Annotated in this window: 13 protein-coding genes; 6 read left to right on the top strand and 7 right to left on the bottom strand. The window is 72.2% G+C overall.

Features of this window, described 5'->3' with window-relative positions; all coding sequences use genetic code 11:
- Nucleotides 1-11 precede the first annotated feature (11 nt).
- Nucleotides 12-1,001, bottom strand: coding sequence for a helix-turn-helix transcriptional regulator (locus AY578_RS14370; protein ID WP_161233067.1), 990 nt, complete (start codon nucleotides 999-1,001; stop codon nucleotides 12-14).
- A 100-nt stretch (nucleotides 1,002-1,101) separates the two neighbouring features.
- On the opposite strand from AY578_RS14370, the gene AY578_RS14365 reads away from it, so the two are divergent.
- From AY578_RS14365 to AY578_RS14355, 3 genes are all read left to right on the top strand, one after another.
- A complete protein-coding gene (locus tag AY578_RS14365; protein WP_028960639.1) occupies nucleotides 1,102-1,467 on the top strand; it encodes a VOC family protein in 366 nt (121 codons plus the stop codon).
- 120 nt (nucleotides 1,468-1,587) lie between these two features.
- A complete protein-coding gene (locus AY578_RS14360) occupies nucleotides 1,588-2,466 on the top strand; it encodes a helix-turn-helix domain-containing protein (protein WP_215048553.1) in 879 nt (292 codons plus the stop codon).
- Nucleotides 2,463-2,648, top strand: a complete 186-nt coding sequence (locus AY578_RS14355; RefSeq protein ID WP_019523890.1) for a DUF397 domain-containing protein — start codon at nucleotides 2,463-2,465, stop codon at nucleotides 2,646-2,648. The genes AY578_RS14360 and AY578_RS14355 overlap by 4 nt, the downstream gene beginning before the upstream one ends.
- A 66-nt stretch (nucleotides 2,649-2,714) precedes the next feature.
- Here AY578_RS14355 and AY578_RS14350 read toward each other — a convergent pair whose 3' ends face one another.
- Nucleotides 2,715-3,404: a M23 family metallopeptidase gene (locus tag AY578_RS14350; RefSeq protein WP_258902439.1), complete on the bottom strand. Its 690-nt coding sequence runs from the start codon at nucleotides 3,402-3,404 to the stop codon at nucleotides 2,715-2,717.
- 351 nt (nucleotides 3,405-3,755) lie between these two features.
- Entirely contained in the window at nucleotides 3,756-5,018 is a 1,263-nt protein-coding gene (locus AY578_RS14345; protein WP_215188181.1) for an SLC13 family permease, read from the bottom strand.
- A gap of 98 nt (nucleotides 5,019-5,116) precedes the next feature.
- Here AY578_RS14345 and AY578_RS14340 point away from each other — a divergent pair, with 98 nt between their 5' ends.
- Nucleotides 5,117-8,242: a sacsin N-terminal ATP-binding-like domain-containing protein gene (locus AY578_RS14340; protein WP_258902438.1), complete on the top strand. Its 3,126-nt coding sequence runs from the start codon at nucleotides 5,117-5,119 to the stop codon at nucleotides 8,240-8,242.
- A gap of 83 nt (nucleotides 8,243-8,325) precedes the next feature.
- Here AY578_RS14340 and nhaA read toward each other — a convergent pair whose 3' ends face one another.
- The 3 genes from nhaA to AY578_RS14325 all read right to left on the bottom strand — a co-directional run bounded on the left by nhaA (nucleotide 8,326) and on the right by AY578_RS14325 (nucleotide 13,145).
- Nucleotides 8,326-10,230: a Na+/H+ antiporter NhaA gene (gene nhaA, locus AY578_RS14335; RefSeq protein ID WP_258902437.1), complete on the bottom strand. Its 1,905-nt coding sequence runs from the start codon at nucleotides 10,228-10,230 to the stop codon at nucleotides 8,326-8,328.
- A gap of 79 nt (nucleotides 10,231-10,309) precedes the next feature.
- Nucleotides 10,310-12,709, bottom strand: a complete 2,400-nt coding sequence (locus AY578_RS14330; protein WP_215188180.1) for an HAD-IC family P-type ATPase — start codon at nucleotides 12,707-12,709, stop codon at nucleotides 10,310-10,312.
- A 142-nt stretch (nucleotides 12,710-12,851) separates the two neighbouring features.
- Complete coding sequence (locus tag AY578_RS14325) at nucleotides 12,852-13,145, bottom strand: DUF2530 domain-containing protein (protein WP_019524519.1); 294 nt, start codon at nucleotides 13,143-13,145, stop codon at nucleotides 12,852-12,854.
- Between the two features lie 242 nt (nucleotides 13,146-13,387).
- On the opposite strand from AY578_RS14325, the gene AY578_RS14320 reads away from it, so the two are divergent.
- On the top strand, nucleotides 13,388-14,839 hold the full coding sequence (locus AY578_RS14320; RefSeq protein WP_019524520.1) for an NCS2 family permease: 1,452 nt from the start codon (nucleotides 13,388-13,390) through the stop codon (nucleotides 14,837-14,839).
- Nucleotides 14,840-14,861: 22 nt separating this feature from the next.
- Here AY578_RS14320 and AY578_RS14315 read toward each other — a convergent pair whose 3' ends face one another.
- Entirely contained in the window at nucleotides 14,862-15,044 is a 183-nt protein-coding gene (locus AY578_RS14315; protein ID WP_037778541.1) for a hypothetical protein, read from the bottom strand.
- A 202-nt stretch (nucleotides 15,045-15,246) separates the two neighbouring features.
- Here AY578_RS14315 and AY578_RS14310 point away from each other — a divergent pair, with 202 nt between their 5' ends.
- Complete coding sequence (locus AY578_RS14310; protein ID WP_019524522.1) at nucleotides 15,247-15,684, top strand: MarR family winged helix-turn-helix transcriptional regulator; 438 nt, start codon at nucleotides 15,247-15,249, stop codon at nucleotides 15,682-15,684.
- Nucleotides 15,685-15,686 lie beyond the last annotated feature (2 nt).

Below are 15,686 nucleotides of genomic sequence, written 5' to 3'. Positions count from 1 at the left end.
GCGGGGGACGTTCATCCGCCCGGGTGATCTTCTGTCGGCGGTGTCCGGGCGGCGTACGTCGTGAGGCGGGCGGCGAAGTCGCGCATCAGGGTGCGGAGTTCGGGTGGGCCCTCGATGACGAAGGGGCGGTCCAGGGCGGCCAGGACGGGTGGGAGCCAGTCCAGGTGTTCCGCGTGGATCTCCACCCGCTGCCATCCCGGCTCGTGTTCCTCCAGGGTCGCGACCGTCGCGGGCAGGTGCGTGCGGAGGTGCTCGGGCGTCGCCCGGACGCGCAGGGTCACCTCGTAGCGGTACGCGGCCGTCGCGAAGCCCGTCACCACGCGGTCCGCCGGGTCCACGTCCTCCGGCATCTCGAACGAGCCGGGGAGCGTGCGGGCGTCAGTGATGCGGTCGAGGCGGAACGTGCGGTCCTCGTCGCGGTCCGCGTCCTTCCCCGTGACGTACCACCGGCCCGCGTGCGCCACGATCCCGTACGGGTGCAGGGTGCGGTCACCGCCGCGGCCCTCGCGGTCGGTGTGGCGGACGGAGACGGGGCGGCGGTGACGTACCGCGTCGGCCAGGGTGAGCAGGACGCCCGCGTCCGGGCTCGCGAAGTCCCCGGGCCCTTCCGTGAAGGACAGCGACTCCAGCACGGCGTCCAGCCGGCCGGCCAGATGCCGGGGCAGCACGCGGCGGATCTTCGCCGCCGCCGTCTCGTTCGCCGTGCGCTGCGCCGTCGTCAGCCCCGCCCTGCGCCCCGCGACCAGACCGAGCAGCACCGCCAGCGCCTCCTCGTCGCCGAACATCAGCGGCGGCACGCGGTAACCCCGCCCCAGCCGGTACCCGCCGTAGCGCCCGCGCACCGACTCCACCGGCACGTCCAGGTCGACCAGCTGGTCCACGTACCGGCGCACGGTCCGTCCGTCCACGCCGAGCCGGTCGGCCAGCTCCGCCACGGTCCGGGTGCCGCCCGACTGCAGCAGCTCCAGCAAGGTCAGGACGCGGGCGGCGGGTCGGGGCATGGGGACCACGTTAGTTCCGATACCGGGCGGGTTCTGACCGGTATTGCTTCTACCGTCGGCCGTGCACGTCAAAATCGTCGTACGGCCGAGGAGTCACCCCATGCAGTTCGCATCCGTCCGCATCATCACCGCCGACGTGGCCCGCCTCGTCGCCTTCTACGAGCGCGTCCTGGGCGTGCCCGCCGCCTGGGCCACCGAGCACTTCGCCGAGCTGCGGACCGACGGCGCGACCCTCGCGATCGCCGGCACCGCGACCGTCCCGATGTTCGCGCCCGGCTCAGCGCGCCCGGCGGCCAACGCGAGCGCGATCGTCGAGTTCCAGGTCGACGACGTGGACCGCGTCCACAAGGAACTGGACGACTTCCTCACCGACGTCGTCAACGGCCCCGCCACCATGCCCTGGGGCAACCGCTCCCTCCTCTTCCGGGACCCCGACGGCAACCTCGTCAACTTCTTCACCCGCTGACACGGTGTGTGTGTCCGGTCACTGTCCGGAGGTTGTCCGTAGCCGTCGGCGCCGTACCCGCCGTTGGTGCGGGTAGGGCGCCGGGGTGCGTCACGGACGGATCCGAGGGAGAGGTGCGGGATGACGGCGGTGGAGGCGGAGTCGGGCGGGGTCGAGGACGAGATGGACGAGCCCGGCTGGGAGGTCGACCCTGACGACGAGTGGGGCGTCGCGGTCATCACGACCGTGGGCCGCCAGATCAAGCTGCGGCGCGAGGCGGCAGGGCTGAGGGTGCCCGACTTCGGGCGGGCCGTCGGGTACGGCGAGGACATGATCTACAAGATCGAGAGCGGGAAGCGGATTCCTCGCCAGGAGTTCCTGGACCGGGCGGACGAGCTGCTGGAGGCGGGAGGTCTGCTGTCGGCCGCGTGGGAGGACGTGAAGAAGGTCCGGTATCCCAAGAAGGTGCGTGCGCTCGGTAAGTTGGAGGCCCGCGCGGTCGAGATCGGCCTCTACGAGTGCCACATCATCCCCGGCCTTCTGCAGACGCCGGAACACGCTCGTGCGGTGATCAGTTCGGCTCAGCCGCCCTACTCACCGGACGACGTGGAGCGCATGGTGGCCGCACGGTTGGCCCGGCAGACGGTCTTCGACCGTGATCCGGCTCCGGCGCTCAGCTTCGTCATGGAGGAGGGCGTGCTCCGCCGCCCCATCGGCGGGCGGGCCGCCTGGCAGGGCCAGCTGCAACGGCTTTTGGACGTCGCGCAGTTGCACCATGTCGTGCTCCAGGTGATGCCGACGGACTGCGAGACCCACTCCGGACTGGACGGCAGGATCGAGCTGCTGAAGTTCGACGACGGCACGGCGATGGGGCGCTCCGACGGCGCGTTCAACGGCCGCCCGACCTCGGATCCGCGACAACTGCGCATTCTCGAGCTGCGGTATGGAACGATCCGAGCGCAGGCGCTCACTCCACGTGAGTCGCTGGCCTTCGTCCGACAACTGCTGGGAGAAGCATGAGCAGTGAGCTGAACTGGTTCAAGAGCAGCTACAGCGGCGGCAACGACGGCAACTCCTGCGTCGAACTCGCCCTCACCCCCCGGACCGTCCACGTCCGGGACTCCAAGGACACCACCGGCCCCCGGCTGGCCTTCGCCCCCGACGCGTGGGCGCGTTTCCTTCCTTACGTGCAGCGGGGCTGAACGCACGACAACCCCCGGGGGCGGCCGGAGCCGCTCTCGGGGGTGTGTGTTGCGCGCGGGTCTGCGTCAGAGGCTGACGCCGTGGGCGCGCAGGAAGCTCACCGGGTTGACGGCGGAGCCGTAGTTCGGGGTCGTGCGGATCTCGAAGTGCAGGTGCGGACCGCTGGAGTTGCCCGTGTTGCCGGACAGGGCGATCTTCTGGCCGGTCTTCACGACCTGGCCGACCTTCACGTTCACGGACGACAGGTGGGCGTACTGCGAGTACGTCTTGTTGCCGTGCTTGATCACGATGGCGTTGCCGTACGCGGGACCGTCGCCCGCGCCGTTGCCGCCGGCCTTGACGACCGTGCCGCCGTGGGCGGCGACGACCGGGGTGCCGGTCGGGACCGCGTAGTCCTGGCCGGAGTGCTTGTGCGCCCACATGCCGCCGTTCGCCGCGAAGCTCGCGGACAGCTTGTAGCTCTTGACCGGGGAGACCCAGGACGCGGTGGACTTCTTGGCGGCCTCGGTCGCCTTCTTCACCGCGGAGGCCTTCACGGCCTGCGTCTTCACGGCCTGCGTCTTCGCGGCCTCGGCCTGCGCGGCGGCCTGCGCCTGGACCGACGTGGCGGTGCCGGACGCGGCGGAGTTGCCGGAGGCGGCGACCGCGACCCCGGCTCCCAGGACGGCCGTGGAGCCCAGGCCGGCTGCCATGACGGCGGCGCGGGTGCGGGTGACGGTCATACGGGGGAAACGGGACGTGACGCGCTCGAACATCGAAACCTCATGGGGGAGGGGACGGGGGGATGCCATCCGCGGAACGTGGTCCGTGCCGTGATGGCTGTTCCTTGGTAACCGCCACCGCCCAAAAGCCGCAAAGGTGTGACCTACGACGAAAGGCCGTAGAAAGGGAATGAGATGCACGTCTCTTGACGGAGGCCCGTACAGGGGGCAAAACCCCCATTTCAAGCCGATCGATCAGGCTTCCGCCCCTTATGTCCGATATGAAATCGGGCATTTCTTCACTATTCCGGGTAGTACACCCGTCGAGGCCTGTGGAGCATGTCACCGAGAGGCCTGAGTGAATGTGGCGTGGGTCTCCGTATTTCGGTGCTGCGGGGCACCTGCTTACGTGCCGAACAGCTCCAGCGACACCCACAGCGCCGCCGTGGACGCCACCAGCGCGGCCGGGACCGTGGCCAGCCCGAGGAGGGTGAAGCGCACCAGGCTCACCTCGTGCCCGTGGTGGTGGACGATCCGGCGCCACAGCAGGGTGGCGAGGGAGCCCGCGTAGGTGAGGTTCGGGCCGATGTTCACGCCGAGCAGGACCGCGAGGACCGCGCCGGGGCCGGACGGCGCGGCCAGCGGGACCAGGGCGAGCACGGCGGGCAGGTTGTTGATCAGGTTGGCCAGCAGCGCCGCCAGCGCGGCGACCGCCAGCAGGGAGACCAGCCCGGTGCCGTCCGGCAGGACCGCGTCCAGCGCGTCGCCGAGCCCCCGGTCCAGCACCGCCCGCACCACCACGCCAAGCGCCAGCACGAACGCCAGGAACGGCGGGTCCAGCGCGCGCAGCAGCCGTACGACGCTGGTGCGGCGGCGGGTCAGGGCCCGTACGGCCATCACGCCCGCCCCGGCCGCCGCCGCCCACGCGGGGTCGATCCCGACGGCGGACGCCACCGCGAACCCGGCGAGCGTGGCCGCCACCGTGACCAGCGCGAACAGTGGCATCTCCACCGGCTCGTCCCCCGTGTCCGGCGCGGTGGGCGCCGCCGCGAGGTCGGCGGCGAAGAAGCGGCGGAAGACCACGTACTCCACGGCGATCGCCGCCAGCCACGGCAGCAGCATCAGCAGCGCGAAGCGGGTGAAGGTCAGACCGGTCGCGGTGAACGCGAGCAGGTTCGTGAGGTTGGACACCGGAAGGAGCAGGGACGCCGTGTTCGACAGGTGCGCGCCCGCGTAGACGTGCGGGGCGGGGCGCGCTCCCATACGGGTCGCGGTGGCGAACACGACCGGGGTGAGCAGCACCACCGTCGCGTCCAGGCTGAGCACCGCCGTGATCAGCGAGGCCAGCACGAACACCGCGCCGAGCAGCTTGCGCGGCCGGTGGTGCGACCAGCGGGCCATCCAGGTGCCGCACGCGTGGAACAGCCCCTCCTCGTCGCACAGCTTCGCCAGCACCAGCACTGCGGCGAGGAAGCCGATCACCGGGCCGAGCCGCCCGGCCTCCTCCCGCACGGCGTCCGTGCCGATCGCGCCCGTCGCGACCACCACCCCGGCGGCGGGCACCGCGAACGCCGCCTCCGGCCAGCGGAAGGGACGGACGACGGCACACACCAGCACCACGGCGAGCGCGGCGACGGACAGCGATTCGAGCAGCACACCGCTGATCATCCACAAGGCGGGCGGCCTCCCGGACACCGCGTCCCCGTGGTGTCGCGGAGCGGTACCTTCGACCTCACGCAGATCAGGGCCCGATGAGGAGAGTCAACGTGAGCAAGTTCGTGCGGCCCGCCGCCGAGGGTGCCGACCCGTTCGGTACGGCGCGTCTGCGGCGTGGGGTCCTGGACGCCTGGGCCACCAGCCCCGCGCGGTTCCGCGAGGACGCCAACGCCGAGGAGGACCTCGTCCTCGGCGGCTACCGGGACCGGCTCGTCGTCGAACTCGCGCAGAACGCCGCCGACGCCGCCGCCCGGGCCGGCGTGCCCGGCCGTCTCCGGCTCACCCTCCGCGACGGGGTCCTCGTCGCCGCGAACACCGGCGCCCCGCTGGACGCGGCCGGCGTCGAGTCGCTGTCCACGCTGCGCGCCTCCGCCAAGCGGGACACCCCCGACCGGGCCGTCGGGCGGTTCGGCGTCGGCTTCGCCGCCGTGCTCGCCGTCACCGACGAGCCCGCCGTCGTCGGCCGGCACGGCGGGGTGCGCTGGTCCCTCGCGGAGGCGCGGGACCTCGCGCAGGACACCGCCCGGCACAGCCCCGGCCTCGGCGACGAGATCCGCCGCCGCGACGGACACGTACCGCTGCTGCGGCTCCCCCTCGCCGCCGAGGGCACCGCCCCCGACCCGTACGACACCGCCGTCATCCTGCCGCTGCGCGACACCGCCGCCGCCGACCTCGCCGAGCGGCTGCTGCACGCCGTCGACGACGCCCTGCTGCTCGCCCTGCCCGGCCTGGAGGAGGTCGTCGTCGAGATCGGCGACGACGCGCCCCGCACCGTGAGCCGCCGCACCGACGGCGACCTCACCGTGGTCACCGACTCCCGCGACGGCGTCACCCGCTGGCGCACCGCCGCCGCGCACGGCGACCTCACCCCCGACCTGCTCGCCGACCGGCCCGTCGAGGAGCGGCTGCGCCCGCACTGGTCGGTCACCTGGGCCGTCCCCGTAGGCTCCGACGGAGCGCCCGCCCGGCCGCGCACCGCCGCCGTCGTGCACGCGCCCACCCCCAGCGACGAGCCGCTCGGCGTGCCCGCCCTGCTCATCGCGTCCCTGCCGCTGGACTCCACCCGCCGGCACGCCGCGCCAGGACCGCTCACCGACTTCCTCGTGCAGCGCGCCGCCGACGCCTACGCCGGACTCCTCGCCGACTGGCGTCCGGTGACCGCCGGCGCCATCGACCTCGTGCCCGGACCGCTCGGCAAGGGCGAGCTGGACGGCGCCCTGCGCGCGGCCATCCTGGAGCGGCTGCCGCGCACCGCCTTCCTGCCGCCCGCCGCCGCGCCCGTCGCCGACGACGACTCCGGGCTGCCCGAGGCGCTGCGCCCGCGCGACGCCGAGATCGCCGAGGGCGCGGGAGCCGACACCGTACGGGTGCTGGCGGAGGTCCTGCCCACGCTGCTGCCCGCCGGTCTGGAACGGCGCGCCGAGCTGCGCACCCTCGGGGTCGCGCGGGTGCCGCTGACCGACGCGATCGACCGGCTCGCCGGCCTGGAGAAGTCCCCCGACTGGTGGCGGCGGCTCTACGACAGCCTCGCCGGCGTCGACCCCGACCGGCTCAGCGGACTTCCCGTGCCGCTCGCCGACGGGCGCACGACGATCGGCCCCCGGCAGGTGCTGCTGCCCACCCCGGACGCGACCCTCGACGCCGGGCTACTCGCCCGGCTCGGCCTGAAGGTCGCCCACCCGGACGCCGCGCACCCGCTCCTGGAGAAGCTGGGCGCGCTGCCCGCGACCCCGCGCGCCGTGCTCACCACCCCGCAGGTGCGGGCCGCCGTCGCCGCGTCCCTCGACGACGAGGGCGGGGTGAACTGGGAGGAGGACTCCCTCGACGCCGACGAACTCGTGGAGGTCGTCCTGACGCTGGTGCGGGACGCGGGCCTGGAGCCCGGCGACGAGCCCTGGCTGGGCGCGCTCGCCCTGCCCGACGAGGACGGCGAACTCTCCCCGGCCTGCGAACTCGTCTTCCCCGGCGGCCCCTTCGCGCAGGTCATGCGGGAGGGCGAGCTGGCCGCCGTGGACGCGGACCTGGCCGGCAAGTGGGGCGAGCAGCCGCTGGCCGCGTGCGGGGTGCTCGTCGACTTCGCGCTGGTGCGGGCCACCGACGTCGTCCTCGACCCGGACGAGCTGGAGCCGCGCGAGAGCGACTACGCGGAGCCGGACGACCCCGGTCTGCTGGACGCCGTCGACGTGTGGGCCGAGGACATCCTCGACCGCTTCCCCGACGCGCCCGTCCCACCCGTCGCCACCGAGATCGTCGCCGTGCGCGACCTGGACCTGGTGGACGACGACCGCTGGCCGCAGGCGCTCGCCCTGCTCTCCCGGCCCCCGCTGCGGGACGCGCTGGTCGAGCCGGTGCGGATCCTGCTCCACGACGGCACCCACGAGACCGTACGGCCGTACACCGCGTGGTGGTTGCGCGGCCACCCCGTGCTCGGCGGGCGCCGCCCGGCCGGACTGCGCGCGGCGGGCGGCGACCCGCTGCTGCGCGGCCTGTACGACGAGGCAGACGCGACCGGCTTCGACGACGAGCAGGTGCTGCGCGCGCTGGGCGTGCGCACATCGGTCGCGGCGCTGCTGGACGAGCCGGGCGGGGCGGCCGAACTGCTGGAGCGCCTCGCCGATCCCGACCGCCCGGTCACGGCGGCCCAGCTGCACGGGCTGTACGGGGCGCTGGCCGAGCTGGACCCCGAGCAGGTGACCCTGCCGGACGAGCTGCGCGCGGTGGCCGACGGGCGGGTGGAGGTGGTGGACGCCTCCGAGGCGGTGGTCGTCGACTCGCCCGACCTGCTGCCGTTCACCGCCGGGGTGCCGCTGCTGCCGGTCCGCCCGGCGCGGGCCGCCGAACTCGCCGAGCTGTTCCAGGTGCGGCGGCTCAGCGAGTCCGTCACCGGGCGGGTGGACTCCGAGGGCACGGAGCACGAGGTGCCGGAGGCGGTGCGGGTCCTGCTGGGGCCGCGGACCCCGGCGTCGTACGTCGAGCACGAGGAGCTCGTCGTGGACGGCGTGGAGATCGACTGGCGGCTCACCGACGACGGGGTGCTGCACGCGGCGACGCTGGAGGGCGTGGCGGCGGGGCTCGCCTGGGCGGCGGGGCAGTGGCCGCGGCGGTTCGAGGTGGCGGCGCTGATGGAGGATCCGTCGCGGACGGAGGAGCTGGCGCGGGACCGGTGGTTCGACTGACCTCGTCCTTGAGCGCCGGGCGGGCTGGAACCAGCCCCTCCGGCGCTTGAGGAGCGGGGTCCGGGGCGGAGCCCCGGGATGGGTCACCGGTCCGTGGGGGTCGCCCCCGACCCCTCGTGCTCCAACTGCTCCAGCTCCCGCGCCAGCGTCTCCGCGTCGTACGGGCCCGTGTGCCGGCGGTTGCCGATGAAGAACGTCGGTGCGCCCTGGACCCCGCTTGCCTCCGCGCTGCGGGCGTCGCGGCGGACGCGTTCGGCGACCCACTCGGACTCGAGGTCGTTGAGGAACTTCTCCATGTCGAGGCCGAGGTCGATGGCGTAGACGACGGTGTCCTCGTACTCCAGCTGGTCCTGGTGCCGGTACAGCAGGTCGTGCATGTCCCAGAAGCGGCCCTGGGCGCCCGCGGCGACCGCCGCCCGTGCGGCCAGTTCGGCGTGCGGGTGGACGTCTGGGAGGGGGAGGTGCCGGAAGACGTAGCGGAAGCGGTCGCCGAAGCGGTTGCGCAGTTCCTTGGTGACGCCGGTGGCGCGGGCGCAGAAGGGGCATTCGAAGTCGCCGTACTCGACCAGCGTGAGCGGCGCGTCGACGGGGCCGAGGATGTGGTCCGTCTCCGGGTCGACCAGGCGGTCCAGATAGCGGGGAAGGTCGGCGTCCGTCTTGCCGCCGAGCATCGTGGAGACGCGGAACGCCAGCCAGCCCAGCAGGGTGGCGATCACCGCCGCGAGCAGCACGCCGACGGTCGCCCGGGCGAGCAGTTCCGGCTCGTCGTCGAAGGCGAGGCCCGCGATCAGCAGGGAGACGGTGAAGCCGATGCCGGACAGGGCCGCGCCGCCCAGGACGTGACCCTGATCCACCCCGGGGGGCAGTTCGCCCAGCCCGAACCGGGTGCCGAGCCGGGTGCCGCCCCAGATGCCGATGAACTTGCCGGCGACGAGACCGACCGCCACGGCCCAGGTGAGCGCGGAGCCCAGCGCGTCGGTGAGGACGCCGCCGCGCAGGTCGACGCCCGCGTTGGCCAGGGCGAACACCGGGACGACGACATAGCTGGACCAGGGGTGCAGATACATCTGGAGGCGTTCGTTGACCGAGACGGCCTTCTGGAGGCCCTTGCGCGCGGTCTTGCCCACGTCCGCGCGGGGCGACTGACGGAACGCGCGGAACAGCCGCGCCGCCTGCTCGACGCCCTCTCGGGACGGCTCGCGCGCGGGGATGAGCAGACCGCCGAGCATGCCGGCGATGGACGCGTGCAGCCCGGCGTTCAGGGTCAGGTACCACATCGCCAGCACGATCAGCACGTACGGGACGGCCGGCCACACGTCGAACCGGGACAGCGCCGACAGGACCGCGCCCAGCAGCAGCGCGCCGATCAGCTCCGGCACCCGGATCGACCCGGAGTAGACGACGCCGATGACGGTGACCGCGACGATGTCGTCGATGACGGTGATCGCCAGCAGGAAGATCCGCAGCTGGGTGGTGAAGCGGGGGCCCACCACGGCGAGCGCGCCCAGCAGGAACGCCGTGTCGGTGCCGATGACGATGCCCCAGCCGTCCGCGGCCTTCGAACCGGGCGCGATCAGCAGGTAGAGCAGCACCGGCATGAGCATGCCGCCGACGCCCGCGAGGCCCGGGATCATGATCCGGCGGCGGTCGTTCAGCGAGCCCACGGACAGCTCGTAGCGGACCTCCAGGCCGATGACGAAGAAGAACAGCGCCATCAGCCCGTCGTTCACCCAGTGCCCGAGGCTCATCGCCAGTTCCGCGTCGCCGATCGCGACGGACGCCTCGGTGTGCCAGAGCGAGAAGTACGACTCCGACCAGCCGGAGTTCGCCCAGATCAGGGCGACGGCCACCGCGAGCAGCATCAGTCCGGAGCTGCCCGCCTCCGTCGCCAGGAACCGGCGCACCGGCGCGGCCAGCTGCGCCGCGAGCTCTCCCCTGCTCGACCGTGTCTGCGACTCGTCGGACTTCTTCCGGGACAGCAGCTTCATGAGGTCTTCCGTCTCCGATCACCTGCGGCAGACTCCCATGGTCACCCACATACCGGGCATATCGCCCGATCGACCCGTCTCAGACGGGGAACCGTCGGTCCACCCAGCGCCAGAGGAACTCCAGCACCACCGCCGCGACCGCCGCGATGCCCACCGCCAGCCACGGCAGCGTCACGCCGACCAGGCGCAGGGCGAAGAAGTCCTGGAGCCAGGGCACGGCCAGGACCACGAGGAACGCGCCGGCCATCGCCGCGACCAGGGCGATCCGCCACCAGGTGTAGGGGCGGGCGATGATCGCCAGCACCCAGATGGAGATCAGGAACAGGGTGAGCGTCGCCGCGCTGGTCTCCGCGCCCAGCGAGCCCGGGCCGCTGTAGTGGCTGCGGGCCAGCAGATACGTGGCGAAGGTGGCCAGCGCCGCCAGCACCCCGCCCGGGACCGCGTACCGCATGACCCGGCGGACGAAGTGCGGCCGCGCCCGCTCCTTGTTGGGGGCGAGGGCGAGGAAGAAGGCGGGGATGCCGATGGTCAGCGTGGACAGCAGGGTCAGATGGCGCGGCAGGAACGGGTACTCCACCCGCGACACCACCACCAGCACCGCCAGCAGCACCGAGTAGACCGTCTTCACCAGGAACAGCGTGGCGACCCGCGTGATGTTGCCGATCACCCGGCGGCCCTCGGCCACCACCGACGGCAGCGTGGCGAAGCTGTTGTTCAGCAGCACGATCTGCGCGACCGCGCGGGTGGCCTCCGAGCCGGAGCCCATCGCCACGCCGATGTCCGCGTCCTTCAGCGCCAGCACGTCGTTCACGCCGTCTCCGGTCATCGCGACCGTGTGGCCCTTCGACTGGAGCGCGCCCACCATGGTCCGCTTCTGCTGGGGCGTGACCCGCCCGAAGACCGTGCCGGCCTCCAGTTCCTCGGCCATGGCCTCCGGCTCGGCGGGCAGCCGGCGCGCGTCCACCGTCGTGCCGGACAGGCCGAGCTTGCCGGCGACCGCCCCGACCGACACCGCGTTGTCGCCGGAGATCACCTTGGCGCCGACGTCCTGCTCCTCGAAGTAGCGCAGGGTGTCGGCGGCGTCGGGCCGCAGCCGCTGCTCCAGCACCACCAGCGCGACCGCCCGCAGGCCGTCCACGGCGGCCGGGTCGTCGACGGCGACCTCCTCGCGGGCCCGCGCGAGCAACAGCACCCGCAGGCCTTCCCGGTTCATCCGCTCGGTCTCTCCCAGCGCCGGGTCGTCGTGGGGGAGCAGCACGTCCGGGGCGCCCAGCAGCCAGGTGACCGGGCGTCCGTCACCCTCGTCGAGGGTCGCGCCGCTGTACTTGCGGGCCGAGGAGAAGGGCAGGGTGTCGGTGAGCCGCCAGTCGGTGGTGTCCGGACAGGCCTCGATGATCGCCTGGAGCGACGCGTTCGGCCGGGGGTCCGCCGAGCCCAGCTCGCCCAGCACCTTCCGTACGTACGTCTCGTCCGCGTCGCCCAGCACCCGCAGCTCGGTGACGTCCATGCCGCCCTCGGTGAGCGTGCCGGTCTTGTCCAGGCACACCGTGTCCACCCGGGCCAGGCCCTCGATCGCGGGCAGCTCCTGCACCAGGCACTGCTTGCGGCCCAGCCGGATCACACCGATCGCGAAGGCGACCGAGGTGAGCAGCACCAGCCCCTCCGGCACCATCGGCACGATCCCGCCGACCGTGCGGGCGATCGAGTCCTTCAGCTCGTTGTGCTTGACCACGAGCTGGCTGACGACCAGGCCGATCGCGGTCGGCACCATCATCCACGTGACGTACTTGAGGATCGTGGAGATGCCGCTGCGCAGCTCGGAGTGGACGAGGGTGAAGCGGGACGCCTCCTCGGCGAGCTGAGCCGCGTAGGCCTCGCGGCCCACCCGGGTCGCCTGGAAGGAGCCGCCGCCCGCGACGACGAAGCTGCCGGACATCACCGGGTCGCCGGGCCGCTTCACCACCGGGTCGGCCTCACCGGTGAGCAGCGACTCGTCGATCTCCAGGTTGTCCGCCTCGACGACCACCCCGTCGACGACGACCTTGTCCCCCGGCCCGATCTCGATGAGGTCGTCCAGCACGATCTCGGACGTGCCGATCTCGGCGGACACCCCGTCCCTGCGCACCGTCGGCCGCACCTCGCCGATCAGCGCGAGCGAGTCCAGCGTCTTCTTCGCCCGCCACTCCTGGACGATCCCGATGCCGGTGTTGGCGAGGATGACGTAGCCGAACAGGCTGTCCTGGAGCGGTGCGACGATCAGCATGATCACCCAGAGCACGCCGATGATCGCGTTGAACCGGGTGAAGACGTTCGCACGGACGATGTCCCAGAGTGACCGGCTGCTGCGTACGGGGACGTCGTTGACCTGTCCGCGCGCCACCCGCTCGGCCACTTCCGCCGAGGTCAGTCCGGTCGCCGGCGACGTGGCCGTGGCAGGCCGGACGTCCTCGGTCCGGTCGCCCGCATCGAGATGCGTCATGCATTCGACGGTACGTGCGGATCCGGTGCTTCACCCGCTGGGGCGGGGAAGTTCCGACCAGGGGAGGACGGCCGTCCCACCGGTCTCCTACCGCGGTGGTAGTTCCGTCAACTTCCGTCTCAGGGTGCCGGGTTGGCGTGAATCAGTCGGTGTGCGCGGCGGAGGCGCGGCCCGCCTTTGCGTCGGCCTCCTCGGCCCGCGCACGCTTGATCGCGGCGTCGCGCCTGCGCACGTACCAGATGCCGATCAGGCCGAGACCGCCGCCGGCCAGGCAGGTCCACACCCACCAGGCGTGCCCGTGCTCGTCGAACCAGCCGTAGAACGGCAGCTGCACCAGGAAGAGGACGAACCAGACGATCGTGCCGCCGGTGATGGTGGCGACCACGGGGCCCTCCAGGGGCTCCGGCGCCTCGTGCTTGGGGGTCCACTTCGCCATGCGGACAGCTTACGAGGAGCGTCGGGGGCGTGGCGCCCCGCGTCGGGCGGCCCTCGCTCCCGCGCCGGGTGAGCCCCGCGATGGTGCGGGAATCACACCGGCCGCAGGCGGTCTACGCGCGGAGATGGTGTCGGGGGCGTTATATGTTCATACTGAATCCGTTTGCCTCTGACCGCTTTTATTCGTAGAAAACACCAAAGGCTCGGCTCCGGGGGAGCCCGCCGGTGATGAGGTCCCTGCACATGTCCACGTCGGCCCCCGCCAAGGCGCCCACCCCCGAGCAGCCGGGGTCCGGTGCCGCGTCCGGCGCCCTCGACCGCTACTTCCGGATCACCGAGCGCGGCAGCACCCTGTCCCGCGAGATCCGGGGCGGTTTCGCCACCTTCTTCGCGATGGCGTACATCATCGTGCTCAACCCGATCATCCTGGGCAGCGCGAAGGACATGTACGGCAACCAGCTGGACAACGGCCAGCTGGTCACCGCGACCGCCCTGACCGCCGCGTTCACCACGCTGCTCATGGGCGTCATCGGCAACGTCCCCATCGCCCTGGCCGCCGGCCTCGGCGTGAACTCGGTGGTCGCGCTGCAGCTCGCGCCCCGCATGTCCTGGCCGGACGCCATGGGCATGGTGGTGCTGGCCGGATTCGTGGTGATGCTCCTGGTCGCCACCGGCCTGCGCGAGCGCGTGATGAACGCCGTGCCCCACGGCCTGCGCAAGGCCATTGCCATCGGCATCGGCCTGTTCATCATGCTGATCGGGCTCGTCGACTCCGGCTTCGTCTCCCGCATCCCGGACGCCGCCCAGACCACCGTCCCGCTCCAGCTCGGCGCCGACGGCCACCTCAACGGCTGGCCGGTGCTGGTCTTCGTGCTCGGCGCGCTGCTCACGCTGGCGCTGATCGTGCGCAAGGTGCCCGGCGCGATCCTCGTCTCGATCGTCGTGATGACCGTCGTCGCGGTCGTGATCAACGCCGTCGCCGACGTGCCCTCCTGGGGTCTGACCTCGCCCGAGTGGCCCGGCAACCCGGTCGCCACGCCCGACTTCGGCCTGATCGGCCAGGTCAGCCTGTTCGGCGGATTCTCCAAGGTCGGCGTGCTGACCGGCGTGCTGTTCGTCTTCACCGTGCTGCTGTCGTGCTTCTTCGACGCGATGGGCACGATCATGGGCGTCTCGGACGAGGCCAAGCTCACCGACGGCGAGGGCCAGATGCCCGGCATCAACAAGGTGCTGTTCATCGACGGCGTCGCCGTCGCGGCGGGCGGCGCCAGCTCCTCCTCCGCGACCACCGCGTTCGTCGAGTCCACCGCCGGTGTCGGCGAGGGCGCGCGGACGGGCTTCGCCAGCGTCGTCACCGGCGGCCTGTTCGCCGTGGCGCTGTTCCTCACGCCGATCGCCACCATGGTTCCGTCCCAGGCGGCCACCCCCGCGCTGCTCGCGGTGGGCTTCCTGATCCTGGCCAACGGGATCAAGGAGATCGACTGGGCGGACCACACCATCGCGATCCCGGCCTTCATCACGATGGTGATGATGCCGTTCACCTACTCGATCACCAACGGCATCGGGATGGGCTTCCTCACCTTCGTGGCGCTGCGCCTCGCGGCGGGCCGCGGCAAGGAGGTCCCGACGGCGATGTACGTGGTGGCGGCGGTCTTCGGCTTCTACTACCTGATGCCGGCGCTGGGTCTGACCTGATCCCCGCCGGGGGAGCGCGGGATCAGGTGACCCCGTAGAACTTCTCCGTCTCCTCGACGGCGGCGCGGAAGCGCTGGTCGAAGTCATCGCGCATGAGCGTCCGGACGACATAGTCCTGGACGCTCATGCCGCGTTTGGCGGCATGGTCGCGGAGCCGTTCGAGCAGTTCATGGTCTATCCGCAGGCTGAGCACGTCGGTCCCCATGCCCACGAGAGTCGCCGCACCTCACGGTGCGGCGCGTGGCATTTCATGCATCGATCACTCATATGGGTGATCTCCGCCGGGGGCTGTCTTGATTTCGGCCCGCCCCTGGGCGGTGCTGCTGAGGCGGGCGTGGCGCGGCTCACGGGCGGGGCGCGCCGTACCGGGTGGTCCTTAGCCAGAGTAATGAGTTACGCTAAAGAACATGCCGGACCTCAGCCATGGCGACGACGCCGCCGCCGTGAACGCCCTTCGCTCCGCCGTGATGCGGCTCTCCCGCCGCCTCAAGCACCAGCGGGTCGACGAGTCGCTCAGCCCCACCGAGATGTCGGTGCTCGGCACCCTGGCACGCTGCGGCAGTGCCACCCCGGGCGAGCTCGCCCGCAAGGAACACGTCCAGCCGCCGTCGATGACCCGCATCGTGGCGCTGCTGGAGGCCAAGGGCCTGGTCAGGCTCGAGCCGCACCCCGACGACCGGCGTCAGAAGGTCGTCACGCAGACCGAGCGGGCCGAGGCGATGCTCGAGGAGAGCCGGCGCAAGCGCAACGCGTTCCTCGCCACGCTGGTCGAGGAGCTCGACGAGGACGAGTGGGCGACCCTGCGCGCCGCCGCCCCCGTGCTGGAGAAACTGGCGCACATCTGACC

The organism is Streptomyces thermocarboxydus, assembly GCF_024760485.1.
In the GTDB taxonomy this organism is placed as follows: Bacteria; Actinomycetota; Actinomycetes; order Streptomycetales; family Streptomycetaceae; genus Streptomyces; species Streptomyces cellulosae.
The sequence above is the reverse complement of the archived record's forward strand: the minus strand, read 5'-3'. Positions and strand labels throughout refer to the sequence as shown.

Coding starts and splice junctions, on each gene's coding strand:
- AY578_RS14370 (WP_161233067.1), bottom strand. CDS start 1,001: ATGCCCCGACCCGCCGCCCGCGTCCTGACCTTGCTGGAGCTGCTGCAG.
- AY578_RS14365 (WP_028960639.1), top strand. CDS start 1,102: ATGCAGTTCGCATCCGTCCGCATCATCACCGCCGACGTGGCCCGCCTC.
- AY578_RS14360 (WP_215048553.1), top strand. CDS start 1,588: ATGACGGCGGTGGAGGCGGAGTCGGGCGGGGTCGAGGACGAGATGGAC.
- AY578_RS14355 (WP_019523890.1), top strand. CDS start 2,463: ATGAGCAGTGAGCTGAACTGGTTCAAGAGCAGCTACAGCGGCGGCAAC.
- AY578_RS14350 (WP_258902439.1), bottom strand. CDS start 3,404: ATGTTCGAGCGCGTCACGTCCCGTTTCCCCCGTATGACCGTCACCCGC.
- AY578_RS14345 (WP_215188181.1), bottom strand. CDS start 5,018: ATGATCAGCGGTGTGCTGCTCGAATCGCTGTCCGTCGCCGCGCTCGCC.
- nhaA (WP_258902437.1), bottom strand. CDS start 10,230: ATGAAGCTGCTGTCCCGGAAGAAGTCCGACGAGTCGCAGACACGGTCG.
- AY578_RS14330 (WP_215188180.1), bottom strand. CDS start 12,709: ATGACGCATCTCGATGCGGGCGACCGGACCGAGGACGTCCGGCCTGCC.
- AY578_RS14325 (WP_019524519.1), bottom strand. CDS start 13,145: ATGGCGAAGTGGACCCCCAAGCACGAGGCGCCGGAGCCCCTGGAGGGC.
- AY578_RS14320 (WP_019524520.1), top strand. CDS start 13,388: ATGTCCACGTCGGCCCCCGCCAAGGCGCCCACCCCCGAGCAGCCGGGG.
- AY578_RS14315 (WP_037778541.1), bottom strand. CDS start 15,044: ATGGGGACCGACGTGCTCAGCCTGCGGATAGACCATGAACTGCTCGAA.
- AY578_RS14310 (WP_019524522.1), top strand. CDS start 15,247: ATGCCGGACCTCAGCCATGGCGACGACGCCGCCGCCGTGAACGCCCTT.